This is a genomic window from Actinocorallia longicatena (assembly GCF_039534125.1).
Classification (GTDB): Bacteria; Actinomycetota; Actinomycetes; order Streptosporangiales; family Streptosporangiaceae; genus Actinocorallia; species Actinocorallia longicatena.
Window position 1 is genome coordinate 21271 of the sequence record NZ_BAAAUV010000045.1, and the last position, 13540, is coordinate 34810.

At 72.0% G+C, this 13540-nt stretch carries 10 protein-coding genes; 4 read left to right on the forward strand and 6 right to left on the reverse strand.

Annotated features, from left to right (window positions below; all coding sequences use genetic code 11):
* The first annotated feature begins 51 nt into the window (after nucleotides 1-51).
* Complete coding sequence (locus ABD785_RS39230) at nucleotides 52-1965, forward strand: ABC transporter ATP-binding protein (RefSeq protein ID WP_344839356.1); 1914 nt, start codon at nucleotides 52-54, stop codon at nucleotides 1963-1965.
* 91 nt (nucleotides 1966-2056) lie between these two features.
* A complete protein-coding gene (locus ABD785_RS39235; protein ID WP_344839358.1) occupies nucleotides 2057-5557 on the forward strand; it encodes an AAA family ATPase in 3501 nt (1166 codons plus the stop codon).
* Nucleotides 5558-5606: 49 nt separating this feature from the next.
* On the opposite strand, the gene ABD785_RS39240 is transcribed toward ABD785_RS39235, so the two are convergent.
* Nucleotides 5607-6428, reverse strand: a complete 822-nt coding sequence (locus ABD785_RS39240; protein ID WP_344839360.1) for an ABC transporter permease — start codon at nucleotides 6426-6428, stop codon at nucleotides 5607-5609.
* Nucleotides 6425-7366, reverse strand: coding sequence for an ATP-binding cassette domain-containing protein (locus ABD785_RS39245; RefSeq protein WP_344839362.1), 942 nt, complete (start codon nucleotides 7364-7366; stop codon nucleotides 6425-6427). The genes ABD785_RS39240 and ABD785_RS39245 overlap by 4 nt, the downstream gene beginning before the upstream one ends.
* A 98-nt stretch (nucleotides 7367-7464) precedes the next feature.
* On the opposite strand from ABD785_RS39245, the gene ABD785_RS39250 reads away from it, so the two are divergent.
* Nucleotides 7465-8184 carry a TetR/AcrR family transcriptional regulator gene (locus ABD785_RS39250; protein WP_344839363.1) on the forward strand — a complete coding sequence of 240 codons (720 nt, stop codon included), beginning with the start codon at nucleotides 7465-7467 and terminating at the stop codon, nucleotides 8182-8184.
* A gap of 10 nt (nucleotides 8185-8194) precedes the next feature.
* Here the strand turns inward: ABD785_RS39250 and ABD785_RS39255 are convergent, their stop codons facing one another.
* The 3 genes from ABD785_RS39255 to ABD785_RS39265 are packed head-to-tail and all read right to left on the reverse strand — an operon-like array spanning nucleotide 8195 to nucleotide 11229.
* A complete protein-coding gene (locus ABD785_RS39255; protein ID WP_344839365.1) occupies nucleotides 8195-8476 on the reverse strand; it encodes a hypothetical protein in 282 nt (93 codons plus the stop codon).
* Between the two features lie 30 nt (nucleotides 8477-8506).
* Complete coding sequence (locus ABD785_RS39260) at nucleotides 8507-10132, reverse strand: bifunctional 3'-5' exonuclease/DNA polymerase (protein ID WP_344839368.1); 1626 nt, start codon at nucleotides 10130-10132, stop codon at nucleotides 8507-8509.
* 35 nt (nucleotides 10133-10167) lie between these two features.
* The gene (locus tag ABD785_RS39265) at nucleotides 10168-11229 is read right to left on the reverse strand and encodes a hypothetical protein (protein WP_344839370.1); all 1062 of its coding nucleotides are present in this window, start codon (nucleotides 11227-11229) and stop codon (nucleotides 10168-10170) included.
* Between the two features lie 248 nt (nucleotides 11230-11477).
* Between ABD785_RS39265 and rsgA the strand changes: the two genes are divergently transcribed.
* Complete coding sequence (gene rsgA, locus ABD785_RS39270) at nucleotides 11478-12503, forward strand: ribosome small subunit-dependent GTPase A (protein ID WP_344839372.1); 1026 nt, start codon at nucleotides 11478-11480, stop codon at nucleotides 12501-12503.
* Nucleotides 12504-12550: 47 nt separating this feature from the next.
* On the opposite strand, the gene ABD785_RS39275 is transcribed toward rsgA, so the two are convergent.
* A complete protein-coding gene (locus tag ABD785_RS39275; RefSeq protein WP_344839374.1) occupies nucleotides 12551-13345 on the reverse strand; it encodes an SGNH/GDSL hydrolase family protein in 795 nt (264 codons plus the stop codon).
* Nucleotides 13346-13540 lie beyond the last annotated feature (195 nt).

Sequence of the window (13540 nt, forward strand, 5' to 3'; positions counted from 1 at the left end):
TACTGCGGGGTGACACTGGCGGAGCGGGTGTCATCCAGGGTCGGGAGGGACATGCGGCCGAAACGGCTGTTCAGACGCGCACGGAAAACAAGGGTTCCGCTGGAGGACGAGCTCCCGAAGCTCGTGCAGAACCGCTGGATCGTCCATGCGAGCGAGCTCGCGGAGACGAAGGTCACACAGGTCGCGCGGCGGCTGCCCGCGCTGATCTCCCAGTCGCTGCGGCTGGCCTGGCAGGCCAACCGGCGCGACACCGCCACCACGATCGGCCTCAACCTCGTGGCCGGTGTGTTCACCACCTTCGGCCTGCTGGCCACGACCGGGGTGCTCAACGCCCTGTTCGCCGCCGGGCCCACCCCCGACAAGGTGCGCGGCGCCCTGCCGGCGCTGGCGCTCGTCGCGGTCGCCTACACCGCCCAGGGGGCGCTCAGGACCGGGGCGGGCTGGGCCCAGGCCCGGCTCGAGCCGCAGATCGAACAGGTCGTGGAGATGCGCCTGTACGAGCTCACCACCTCGGTGCAGCTCGCCGCGCTCGACGACTCGGAGTTCCTGGACGAGCTGAACCGGGCGCGCAGCCGGGGGATCATGTCGGCCAGCTCGGTCGTGCTCTACACCGTCGACGTGCTCACGGGCCTGGTCGGGCTCGTCGCGGCGGCGGGGGCGCTGGGCGTGCTGCATCCGATCCTGCTGCCGCTGCTGATCCTGACGGCCGTCCCGGAGGCGTGGGCGGCGATGCGGGCGGCCCGGATGCGCTACAACGTCCAGCTCGAGCTGTCGGCGTCGCGGCGGCGCCGGTGGATCCTCGCCGAATTGATGACCAACCGGAACCAGGCGGCCGAGGTCCGCTCGTTCACCGTCCGCGACATGCTGCTCGGCCAGTACGGCAGGCTGGCCAGGAACGAGCGGGACGTCGAGCTCGACGTGACCCGGCGGATGACCTACGCCAGGGCCGCGGGCGAGGCCCTGCAGGGGGTCGCGACCGCTCTGGTCTACCTCGCGCTGGGTGTGCTGCTGTGGCGCGGGGTGATGCCGCTGGCCGTCGCGGGGACGGCGGTGCTGGCGATCCGCACCGGCAAGAGCTCCCTGGCCAACCTCGTCTACGCCGTCAACCGCACCTACGAGGAGGGCTTGTACTTCGGCGACTACCTGGAGTTCTGCGCCTCGGCGAGCGGGCGCGGCCCGGCCAGGACCGACGAGCTGCTCGTCCCGCCGCGGCACTTCTCCACCATCGTCGCCGACGAGGTGACCTTCACCTATCCGGGCGCCGACTCCCCCGCGCTCAACGGGGTCAGCGTGGAGCTGCGGCAGGGCGAGGTGATCGCGCTGGTCGGCGAGAACGGATCGGGCAAGACCACCCTGGCCAAGATCCTCGCCGGCCTGTACGACCCGGACTCCGGCGAGGTCCGCTGGGACGACGTGTCGCTGTGGCGGGTCGACCCCGACGTGCTGCGCGAACGGATCGCCGTGATCGCCCAGGACCACACGCACTGGCCGATGACGGCCCGCCAGAACGTGATCATGGGCCGTCCCGACGTCGACGAGCTCGTCGATCTGGCGATCGCGGCGTCCGGGGCGGATGAGGTGCTGGCCGAACTGAAGCACGGCTACGACACCCTGCTGGACAAGCGGTTCTTCGACGGCGCGGAGCTGTCGGGCGGCCAGTGGCAGCGGCTGGCGGCGGCGCGCGGCTTCTACCGCGACGAGCCCCTGCTGATCTGCGACGAGCCGTCGGCGGCCCTCGACGCCCGCGCCGAGCACGCCCTGTTCGAGCGGATCAGAGCGCACGCCGACGGCCGGACCGTCCTGCTGATCACCCACCGGCTGGCCTCGGTCCGGCACGCCGACCGGGTCTACGTCCTCGACCACGGGAAGGTGGTGGAACACGGCACCCATGACCAGCTGATGGCGGCCGACGGCCTGTACGCCGATCTCTACGGCCTCCAGGCCTCGGCCTACCGGACGGCCTGATCACGGTGAACCGCAGGAGTCCCGGCCGGGCGGTGCGGCGCGGAGCCGTCGCCTTCCGGCCGGGTCGCGGCGCGGCGTTAGGGTTGGAGACATGACCGCCCCCCGACTTCCCGAACATCTCGAACTGCTGGTCACCGACGAGCCGGTCTTCGATCTCTACTCCCACGGAACTCCCTGGCGGGTCCCGGACGGGCTGCTGGAGGAGATGAAGGACCGGGCGATGACGTTCAGCCGCGACCCCCGCGCGGCCGAGCTGAAACGGACCCTCAGCGGTTTCTACGCCTCGGACGCCTCGGTTCTCGGCGCGGAGATGTGGTCGCTGCTGACCTTCATGCTGGGGGCGTCGGCGATCCGGTCGGGCACGCGCGGCGACGTCGATTACGAGCTGCTGCTGGACTTCCTGGCCAGCCCGGAGCCGGCCGTCCGGGACACGACCGCGTGGTTCACCCAGTCGGGCCGGTGGCGGCCGCCGGCGCTGTGGATGACCGACCCGGCGGGCGAGGACCGCGAGAAGCGGGCGCTGATGTACGCCCTCGGCCGCGAGGCCCTGGACGTCTTCGAGGGGCTGGAGCCGCTGGAGCCCCGGCGGCGGGCGCTGATCACCCTGTTCGACCGGCAGGACCCCGAGGCCGATCTGGCGCGTCCGCTGGGCGAGCTGGAGCAGCTCTGGGCCGACCGCGCCGACGAGGAGATCCTCACCGCGCTGCCGGAGCTGATGGGCACCGTCGGCTATCTGCGGTGGGCCGTCGAGGGCTTCACCGCCGTCCACGAGCGGCTGTCCTCGGTCGTCCCGAACGAGGACGTCGAGCTGGCGCTCGCCCGGGTGCTGCTGCAGGCCGCCCAGGTGCAGGCGCCGGCCGATCTCGCCCTGGCCGCCGGGGCGGGCCGCTACGAGTCGATCGGCGCGCGGATGGACGCGCTGCGCGAGACCTGGGCGGTGGAGCCCTGGCAGCACGAGATCAGGGCGTGGCTGGCGCGCGGCCTGGTCGCGGGCGAGGCCGAGGCGTGCCGGGCCTGGCTCGACATGGCCGTCCGGATCACCGGCTGTGTGCAGGGCCTGCCGGAGACGGCCGCGAGCCCGACCACCCAGGTGCCGGTCCGCTGGTTCCAGACCGACCTGCGGCGCATGTTCACCAAGCGGACGATCATCCAGAACCCGCTGGTCACCCGGTTTCCGCCGGCCACGGCCAAGGCCGACGCGGCCGAGGAGGCCGCGGCCGATCCCGCGGGCGAGGCGCTGGTCGGCCAGGCCGACCTGGTGCGGGCGATCCGCGAGAGCCTCAAGGCCGCGGGCCCGGTCCGGCTGCTGGTCTCGGGCGCCGAGGGCACCGGCAAGGGCACCTCGGTGACGGTCCTGGAACGGGCGCTGGTCGACGCCGGGAAGATCCGCGACACCCTGTGGATCTCCGACCAGGTGTTCGCGACCCTGAACCTCTCCGACGCCGTCCTGTGGCTTCAGGCACGGGTCAAGGAGTGCGTCGACGGCCGGCAGCTGCTGGTCATCGACGACCTCGAGAAGCTGCTCACCTACGACCGGTGCGGTCCGGCGGTCGTCGAGGAGCTGCGCCGGATGCTCGCGCGCATCCCGGCGCTGAACGTCGTGGCGCTGTGCCGGGTCGGCGGGCAGGAGCGGCTGTTCGCCGCCAACCCGGGGCTCGTGCAGTCCTTCAACGTCACCCGGACGACCGAACTGACCGAGGACGCCTACGCCGACCTGTTCGTGCGGGCGGTGCGGGCGCGCGGCCTGAACGTGTCGCGGACCGTCGCGGGGAAGGCCGGGGTGCTGCTGACCCGCACTCCCCCGATGCTCAACCTGCGCAACGCCCGCCTGGTGGAGTTCCTCGCCGACCAGGCGGCGGCGTCCGTGCGCACCCGCACCAAGCGCGGCAGGACCGTCACGGCGGCCGACCTGCCGCAGCGGTTCGTGCCGGGCGGGCCGGCCGGGTCGGTGGACCCGCTGGCCGAGCTGGCGGCGTGCGCCGGGATCGAGCCGGTCAAGCGGGAGATCGCCGCGCTGGTCGCCGAGGCCAAGGCCGCCAAGATGCGGCGCGAGGCCGGGATGGCGGTCGCGTCGCGGCCGCGGCACCTGGTCTTCACCGGCAACCACGGCACCGGCAAGACCCGGGTCGCGCGGATCCTCGGCCGGATCTACGCCGAGCTCGGCGTGCTGTCGACCGGGCATCTCGTCGAGGTCGACCGGGCCGATCTGGTCGGCGAGTACACCTCCGAGAGCGGGCCGAAGGTCCGGCGGACCGTCGAGCGGGCGCTCGGCGGGGTGCTGGTGATCGACGACGCCCACACGCTGGGCACCTCGGAGTCGCCGCGCGACCGCGAGGCCCTCGACGTCCTGCTCGCGACGCTCCAGAACCACTCCGACGACCTGGTCGTGGTGCTGTCGGGCCCGGACGCCTCGATCAACGGCCTGCTGAAGGGCGACGCCGACCTGTCGCGGACCTTCACCAAGGTCGTGCGCTTCCCCGACCTGACCGAGGAGGAGCTGGTCCAGGTCTTCGTCGGCAAGACCGCCGACAGCGGCTTCACCCTCGGCGACGGCGTGCTGGAGCGGGTCCGCGCGCTGGTGAAGGCCGGTCCGCGCGAGACCAACGCCCGGATCATGACCTCGCTGCTCGACCGGGCGATCGCGCTGCAGTCGCGGCGGGTGCTCGAGGACGGCGTCGTCGACTCCACCGAGTCGCTCGACGAGATCCTGCTGGTCGACCTGCCCGACTCCCTCGCCGCGACCGGCCGGGTCGAGCTGCCCGGCGACCCGCTCGCCGAGATCGACGCCCTCATCGGGCTCGGCCACGTCAAGCACGAGGTCCATCTGCTGGTCGCCGAGGCCAAGGCCGAGAAGCTGCGCCGCGAGGCGGGCATCCCGATCGGCTCCCCGACCCGGCACATGGTCTTCACCGGCAACCCCGGCACGGCCAAGACCACGATCGCCCGCCTGATCGCGGCCGTCTACGCCAAGCTCGGGCTGCTGTCGTCGGGCCATCTGGTCGAGGTGTCCCGCGCCGACCTGGTCGGGGAGTACATCGGGCACACCGCGCCGCGGGTGCGGGCGGCGGTCGAGCGGGCGCTCGGCGGGGTGCTGTTCATCGACGAGGCCTACTCCCTGACGCCTGCGGACTCCTACCAGGACTACGGGCACGAGGCCGTCGCGGAGCTGCTGAAGCTGATGGAGGAGCACCGGTCCGACCTGGTCGTGATCGTCGCCGGTTACGAGGGCGAGATGCTCCGCTTCCTCGACTTCAACCCGGGTCTGGCCTCGCGCTTCCCGACCGTCGTCGACTTCCCCGACTACACCGACGACAACCTCGTGGAGATCTTCGCCTTCATGGCGGCCACGGCGGGGCTCACCCTGGCCGACGGCGTCGAGCCGCGCGTCCGCGGGCTCCTGCGCGCCGCCCCGCGCGGCTCCTCCTTCGGCAACGCCCGGCTCATGCGCAACATCCTCGACCGGGCGCGTTCGCTCCAGGCCCGCCGCATCACCACCGCCACCGAGGACGCCGACATCCGCGTCCTGCTGCCCGAGGACCTCCCCGAGACGCCGCCGAAGCCGTCCGAGAGCCTTCTCGGCCAGTACCTCTAGATCACGGAGGAGATCCCCCGGCGCGCGGCCGCCGGGGGATCTTCGCTGTTCAGCGGCCCTTGCGGGTGTAGGCGCGGATGGACAGCGGGACGAAGACGACCAGGAGGACGGCCGTCCAGCCGAGGCAGGCGGCGATGGGGTGCTGGACCGGCCAGGCGGTGCCGGTCGCGGCGCCGGGGTTGCCGAACAGGTCGCGGAGGGCGGCGACCAGGGCGGAGACGGGGTTCCACTCGGAGATGACGCGGAGCCAGGCGGGCATCCCGTCCGTCGGGACGAAGGTGTTGCTGACCATCGTGATCGGGAAGATCAGCGGCATGAAGGCGTCGGCGGTCTGCTCGTCCTTGACCGCCAGGCCGATCCAGATCCCGGCCCAGCCGAGGGCGAGGCGCATCAGCAGGATGAGGGCGAACGCCGCGACGGTGTTCCCGAGCCCCTCGTGGGCGCGCCAGCCGACCGCCAGCCCGCAGACGACCATCATGGACGTGGTCAGGACGCTGATGAGCAGGTCGGCGCCGGACTGCCCGAAAGGCACGGCCCAGCGGGCGATCGGCATCGAGCGGAAGCGGTCCATGACGCCGCGGGAGACGTCGGCGGCGACCATCATCACGTTGGCCATGACGCCCGAGAAGGTCGCCATCGCGAACAGGCCGGGCATCAGGTACTCGCGGTAGTCGCCGCCGCCCGGCACCTGGATCGCGCTGCCGAAGATGTAGCCGAACAGCAGGATCATGATGATCGGGAAGATCAGGGCGCCGATCAGCTCACCGGGGGCGTGCCTGATGTGGGTGAGCCTGCGGCCGATCATGGTCAGGCCGTCGGCGGCCGTCCAGCGGAGGCGGTCGAGGGGGGTCTCGGGGAGGACGGGGGTCACGCGGTCACCTCGTGGCGGTCGGTGAGGCGCAGGAACACCTCGTCGAGGGTGGGGCGGCGGAGGGAGACGTCGGCGCAGGCCACCCCGGCCGCGTCGAGCTCGCGGACGACGTCCACGAGGGTGAGGTCGGCCGCGACGGGCAGGCTGATGCCGGTGTCGGTGAGGTCGAGCTCGCCCGCGCCGACCCAGCGGACCAGGAGGTTGGCGGCCCGGTCGGTGTGCGCGGCGTCGGCGAGGACGACGTCGAGACGGTCGCCGATCGTGGCCTTCAGCGCGTCGGGGCTGCCCTGGGCGACGACCCTGCCGTGGTCGACGACCGCGATGTCGCCGGCGAGCTGGTCGGCCTCGTCGAGGTACTGGGTGGTGAGCAGGACGGTCGTCCCGTCGGTGACGAGTTCGCGGATGAACCGCCAGATCTCGCCGCGGCTGCGCGGGTCGAGCCCGGTCGTCGGCTCGTCGAGGAACAGGACCCTCGGCCGGACGATCAGGCTGGTGATGAGGTCGAGCCGCCGCCGCATGCCGCCGCTGTAGTTCTTGACGAGCTTGTCTCCGGCCTCGGCCAGGTCGAACCGGTCGAGCAGCTCGTCGGCCCGCTGCCGGGCCGCCCGGCCGCCCAGGTGGTAGAGCCGCCCGAACATGCGCAGGTTCTCGCGGCCGGACAGCTTCTCGTCGATGGCGGCGTTCTGCCCGGCGAGGCCGATCCTGCGGCGGACCTCGTCGGCCTGGCCGACGACGTCGAAACCGGCGACGGTGGCGCGTCCGGCGGTCGGGTCGGAGAGCGTCGCGAGGATTCTGACGGCGGTGGTCTTCCCGGCGCCGTTGGGGCCGAGGACGCCGCAGACGGACCCCTCGGCGATCTCGAGGTCAAGGCCGCGCAGGGCGTGCGTGTCGCCGAACCGCTTGTGCAGTCCCTCGGCGACGACGATGGGATCGCCCATCGGATCCTCCAAAGTGAGTACGTAGTACGCAGTTGTTTGGCCCGAGCCTACGAAACTGGGTACGTTGTACGCAAGTGGGTTTCTGGAAGGATCTCCTCATGGCAGAGCAGAAGGCGCAGCCCGTCATCTGGGCCCGGCCCCGGCCGTCACGCGGCCCGGCGCCCAAGATCACGCTCGAGGAGCTGGCCCGCCACGCCATAGAGATCGCCGACGAGGAGGGCATCGACGGCCTGACCATGCGGCGGCTGGGGGCCGGGCTCGGCCGGGGCACGATGTCGGTCTACCGGCAGATCCAGAGCAAGAGCGATCTCATCGACCTGATGCTCGACGAGGCCGTCGGGGAGATCGAGCTCGTCTCCCACGACACCTGGCGCGAGGGCCTGCACTGGCTCGGCCACACCATCCGCGACCACGCGCTGCGCCATCCGTGGATGCTGATGCTGCTCAACGAGGGCCCCTACTTCGGCCCCAAGGGCATCGGGTACACCGAGCACGTCCTCGGCCTGATGTCCGAACTCGACCTGCCGATCGACGAGATCATGCTCGCGATCGGCCTCGTCAACTCCTACGCCAGGGGCTTCGCCCGTCAGGAGGTCGCCCAGACCCGGCGCCTGGCCGAGGTGGGACTGACCGTCGAGGAGTGGATGCGGCTCAACTCCGGCTACGTCCGCGGCCTGCTGGAGAGCGGCAAGTACCCGCAGTTCAACCGCGTCATCATCGAGGCGGAACAGCCCCACATGGTCCAGGACGAGGCCTTCGAGTACGGCCTGCAACGCGTCCTGAACGGCGTCGCGGCGGGGCTGCCCGGCGCCTCCTGACCCCGGCGGCTCACGGGCGGGAGGTCAGGTAGTCCAGGTAGACGGGGCGCAGGGCGTCGGCCAGCTCGCCCTCGCCCGCGCCGAAGAAGTCGGTGACCAGGCCGGAGACGCGCAGAATGTCGGTCTCGGCTCGCTGGGCGTCGCTGGTCGCGGCCTCGGCCGCCGGGATCTCTTTCAGCAGCCGCCACAGGAACCCGAAGTCGCGCCGCTGCACCGCCTGGCGCACCGCCCGGTCGTGCAGCTCGCCGGAGGACAGCTTGTCGAGATCCGCGACTTCGAGATTTTCTTCCATGGATCTCCCCTACCCACTTGGCGTACCGGCTCACTTGGCGTCGGCGTAGCAGGCGACGGTGGCGATCTCCATCGGGAAGATGACCGGGGTGGGGCCGAACAGGAGGCGGGCGGCCTCCAGCGCCGCCTCGCCGATGGCGGCCGTCACGGCGGCGGCCTCGGCCTCCGGGGCGTGGACGATCACCTCGTCGTGCTGGAAGAACACCAGATGGGCCTTGTGCGCGGCCAGCCGGCGGCGCAGCGAGGCCATCAGTGCCAGCGCCCATTCCGCGGCCGTCCCCTGCACCACGAAGTTGCGGGTGAAGCGGCCGCGCGAGGCGGCGGCCGACCGGCCCGCCTCCGTGGTGATCAGGTCGCGGAACTCCGCGCTGGCGGCCGGGCACGTGCGACCCAGCAGCGAGCGGACCAGCTCGCCCCGCTCCCCCGCCCTGGCCGCGTTCTCGACGTAGGCGAACGCACGGGGGAACCGGTGCCGCAGCACCGCCAGAAGCTGGACGGCCTCGCCTGTGCCGCCCCCGTACATCGCCGACAGCATCGCGATCTTGGCCTTGTCGCGCGGACTCTGGCCGCCGGGCGTCGCGGTGAACGCCTCCGCCAGGGCCGCGTACAGATCCCCCTGGGCGGCGGCCGCCGCGAACGCCGCGTCGCCGGCGAGCGCGGCCAGGACCCTCGGCTCCAGCTGGGCGGCGTCGGCGACGACCAGCACCCAACCCGGATCGGCGATCACGGCCCTGCGCAGCACCTTCGGGATCTGCAGGGCGCCGCCGCCCCGCGTGGCCCACCGCCCCGACACGACGCCGCCGACCAGGTACTCGGCCCGGAACCGCCCGTCCTTCGCCCAGGTGTCGAGCCACGACCAGCCGTGCGCGGTGTACATCCGCGACAGCTCCTTGTACTCCAGCAGGTACGGCACCGCCGGATGCTCGATCTGCCTCAGCACGTGCGCCCGGGTCGAGGTGATCGTGAACCCCGCCCCGGCGAAGGCCTTGAGGAGCTGCTGCGGCGAGTCGGGATTGACGTGCCCGCCGAACTCCGCCGCGATCCGGTCGGCCAGCCCCTGCAGCACCTTCGGCCGCATCCCGGGGCCCGGACGCGGCCCGAGCATCCCGCTCAGCAGCTCGTCGTGGACGTCGGCCCGCCACGGCAGCCCGGCCCGTGACATCTCCGCCGCGACCAGCCCGCCCGCCGACTCGGCCGCCGCCAGCAGCCGCAGCCGCCCGCCGCCCTCCCGCGCCTCCAGCCCGGCGAGCTGAGCGGCGTGGACCGCGACGACGTCCTCCACGGAGGTCTCGGCCCGCTCCCCGAACAGCGACGGCTGATCGTCGTCGGCCTCGTCCTCGGGAACGGCCAGCCCCCGCAGCCTGGCCAGCGCCGCCGGCACCGACCGCGGATCACCGAACCGGCCGTCGAACCCCAGCAGCAGGGCCTCGACCAGCTCCAGATCATGGCACCGCTCCACCCGCACCCCGGCCGCGAGCAGCCGCGGATAGACCCGGGACGAGGCCTCCCACACCCACCGGGGAGCGTCCGCCTCGAGCTCCCGCACGGCCCCGGCCAGATCCTCGACCCGCCGCACCGGCCCGAGCGGCACCCCGTCCTCGCCGAGCCGCTGAAGAGCCCCGCCCCGCTCCCCTACCAGCCCGACCGCGATCCGCACCTTCCCATCATGCCGACCGCCACTGACAATCCGAGTTAGAGGGGCACGCCGAAGACGGCGCGGCGGCGGCGGTCGAACTCGGTGACGCTCCAGAGCATCTTGCGTTCGCGCCAGACGGTGAGGTCCTCGGGGCCGACCGGGAAGGCGCGGCCGGTCAGGGCCTCGGGCTTGCCGGTGAGGAGGGTCGCGTTGGCGGAGGTGCCGCGCGACTGGCTGAGGTACCACCTGCCGTCGAAGGTGACGGCGCCCTGGACCCGGTGGACGGGCACCTTGAAGGAGTCGACCGGGACGGCCTTGCCCGCCTCGTCGGTGACGAGCGAACCGTCGGGCCTCAGCGCCCAGCGGGCCACCCGGCCGAAGCCGTCCTTGCTGTACTCGCCGGAGACCAGCAGGTCGGGGGCGTGGCTGCGGTCGATCGAGACGAAGGAGAAGCGGGCGGCGTTCTTGGTCGTGAGCCGCCACGACCCGACCTGCGGCATGACGTGGCTGTAGCCGAGGGCGTGGAAGCCGTTGCCGGACCGTCCCACGAGGGTGTCGCCCGCGATGTTCGGGACGTCCAGGATCCGGCTCATGTCGAAGATCCGGAAGCCGCGCATCGTGTCGGCGACGTAGAGGAGGTTCCCGTACCAGGCGATCCCGCCGGCATGGATCCTCAACGGGTCGTAGTCGCCGCCGGCGGTCGGGACGACCAGCAGGACATGGCGGTACCTGGGGCTCGTGCGGTCGGGATCGAAGAACGACAGCCGGACGGCCTGGGCGGCGTCGTCGGTCTTGGAGGTCTTCTTGTACCAGCTCACGAGGAAGGCGTCGGGGGCGTCGCCGCCGCCGTCGGAGCCGCAGGTCAGCCCCTGCGGCTGCCAGAGCGGGTCGGCGGTGTCGTCGGCGTCGAAGGTGAACCACTCGGTGCGGGCGGGCGGGGTGCCGTCCCAGAAGTCGGAGGCGCCCTTGAACTTCCCCTTGCGGTTGGCCCCCGCGAGCACCGACTTGACCGAGACGACCGGCAGGTGCTCGACGAGGCGGGACGCGTGGTCCGCCGGGGCCGTCGAGCCCTTCTCGAGCGTGAACGGCTTCTCGTCGGTGGAGGTCAGCTTGGCCATTGTCCGACTATGCCCCTGAGACGTGGGTTATGTCAGTTGATTGGCGGGTGCGGGCATCAAAGGCGTTGGCGTCCCGGGAGCGGCTCGGATACCCTGATGGCCGCCGCGAAGGACGCGGGACGGGACGGAAGGAGCTGCCACGTGAAGACGGTCGTTGTCGTGGGCGTGCCCTCGAATCCGGTTCTCCCAGGCGTCCGCCGAGCTTCCTAACGCAGGCGGGGCGCCGTGTCCGAAAGGCGCCACTTCCGTTGGCAACCACACTTCTCGACCTCGGTTTCGACGACTCCTTCTCCGTCGGGCCTGAGTTTCTTCCCGCGCGGGTGACCCGTGTCGACCGCGGGGCGTGCGACGTCCTCGGTGCGGACGGCGAGCTCCGCGTGTCCTTCTCCGGTGCGCTGCGGCGCGCCTCCGCCCAGGATCCCGTGGCGCTGCCGTGCGTCGGCGACTGGGTCGCGATCGACCCCTCGACCCAGGAGATCGTCTCGGTGCTGCCGCGCCGGACGGCGATCGTCCGGGCCGGGGTGACGCCCGGCACCTCGCACGGCCAGGTCCTCGCCGCCAACGTGGATCTCGTCTACATCGCCGAGCCGGCCGTCCCCTCGGTCGACCTCGGCCGCATCGAACGGCTCCTGGCCCTGGCCTGGGAGTCCGGCGCCCAGCCGGTCGTCGTGATCACCAAGGCCGATCTCGCCGACGTCGATCTCGAGGTCGTCGCCGAGGCCGCCCCCGGGGCGGAGGTCGTGGCCGTCTCCTCGCACACGGGCGACGGCCTTGACATAGTAAGGTTGCGTCCGGGCAGGACCGCCGTCCTGCTGGGACGGTCGGGCGCCGGCAAGTCCACGCTGGTCAACGCCCTGTCGGGGGCCGAGGCGATGGAGACCCAGGCGATCCGCGAGGCGGACGGCCGGGGCCGCCACACCACCGTCCACCGGGAGCTCCTGCTCCTTCCGGGCGGTGGGATGATCATCGACACCCCGGGGCTGCGCAGTATCGGCCTGCACGCCGAGGAGGGCCTCGCCCAGGCCTTCAGCGACGTCGAGGAGCTCGCGGAGCGGTGCCGCTTCTCCGACTGCTCCCACGATTCCGAGCCGGGATGCGCCGTCCGCGCGGCCGTCGAGGAGGGGATCCTTCCCGAACGCCGGCTGCTGTCCTGGCACAAGCTCCAGCGCGAGGCGTCCTGGATGGCCTCGCGCACCGACGCCCGGCTCCGTGCCGAGCAGGAGCGCAAGTGGAAGATCATCCACAAGTCGATGCGCGGCAGGAGCCGCCCCTGACCGGACTCCCGGCCCCCGCGGCGGACCGTCGCGGGGGCCGGGCCCCCTCAGCGGTCGTGGTCGGTGAGGACCGGTGCCAGCTCGGGCCGCTTGGCCACCCGGCCGTCGCCCGAGGACCGCCCCTTGATCCGCCGCTGCACCCAGGGCAGCAGGTAGGTCCTCGCCCAGTGCAGGTCGGCCTGCTTGGCCTCGCGCCACGGCAGGACGACCCGCTCGGGCCACTCCCCCCGCCACTCCTCACCGGTCGGGACGTCCAGGAACTCGGCGATGGCCACCGCGAGCCGCCGATGGCCTTCGGGCGTCATGTGCAGCCGGTCCTCGTCCCAGGCCCCGTCGTCGCACAGCTCCGGCATCGACCACAGGTCCACGACCCGCAGGTCCAGCCGGTCGGCGATCGACCGCAGATGCACGTTCAGCGTCGCGACCTTCCCGCGCCACCGCGCGCTCGCCCGCCCGTTGACGCTCCGCAGCGCCGGATCGAACCCGGTGAACACGAGCACCTCGGCCCCGCTACCGCGCAGCTCCCTGGCCGCCGCGTAGAACCGCGCGGCGATCACGTCAGGATCGGCCCCGGGCCGCAGCATGTCGTTGCCGCCCGCCGAGATCGACACCAGATCGGGCCGCATCCCCACCGCCACCGGCACCTGCTCGTCGGCGATCTGGCCGAGCAGCTTCCCCCGCACCGCCAGGTTCGCGTACCGCAGCCCGGGCTGCGCCCGCTCGATGTACTCCGCGAGCCGGTCCGCCCATCCCCGGAACTCACCCATCACCCCGGGATCGTTCAACCCCTCGGTGAAACTGTCCCCCAACGCCACATAAGCCCGAATCTCATCCACCAAAATACTGTGCACCCTGCACACAAACCTACGCGACCGTAAGTGCTGTGCAATGCATCACCCGCAGGTCGGCAAGGGTTCGACAGCGACACACCAAGATCGTGTGGGCCACCCCGAGTTGGTTGGAGGCTCCGATACCTGGAAGGGTGAGGAGTTATGGCACCACCGAGGAAGTATGCCCCTGAGCTGCGGGAACGGGCT

Coding starts and splice junctions, on each gene's coding strand:
- ABD785_RS39230 (WP_344839356.1), top strand. CDS start 52: ATGCGGCCGAAACGGCTGTTCAGACGCGCACGGAAAACAAGGGTTCCG.
- ABD785_RS39235 (WP_344839358.1), top strand. CDS start 2,057: ATGACCGCCCCCCGACTTCCCGAACATCTCGAACTGCTGGTCACCGAC.
- ABD785_RS39245 (WP_344839362.1), bottom strand. CDS start 7,366: ATGGGCGATCCCATCGTCGTCGCCGAGGGACTGCACAAGCGGTTCGGC.
- ABD785_RS39250 (WP_344839363.1), top strand. CDS start 7,465: ATGGCAGAGCAGAAGGCGCAGCCCGTCATCTGGGCCCGGCCCCGGCCG.
- ABD785_RS39255 (WP_344839365.1), bottom strand. CDS start 8,476: ATGGAAGAAAATCTCGAAGTCGCGGATCTCGACAAGCTGTCCTCCGGC.
- ABD785_RS39265 (WP_344839370.1), bottom strand. CDS start 11,229: ATGGCCAAGCTGACCTCCACCGACGAGAAGCCGTTCACGCTCGAGAAG.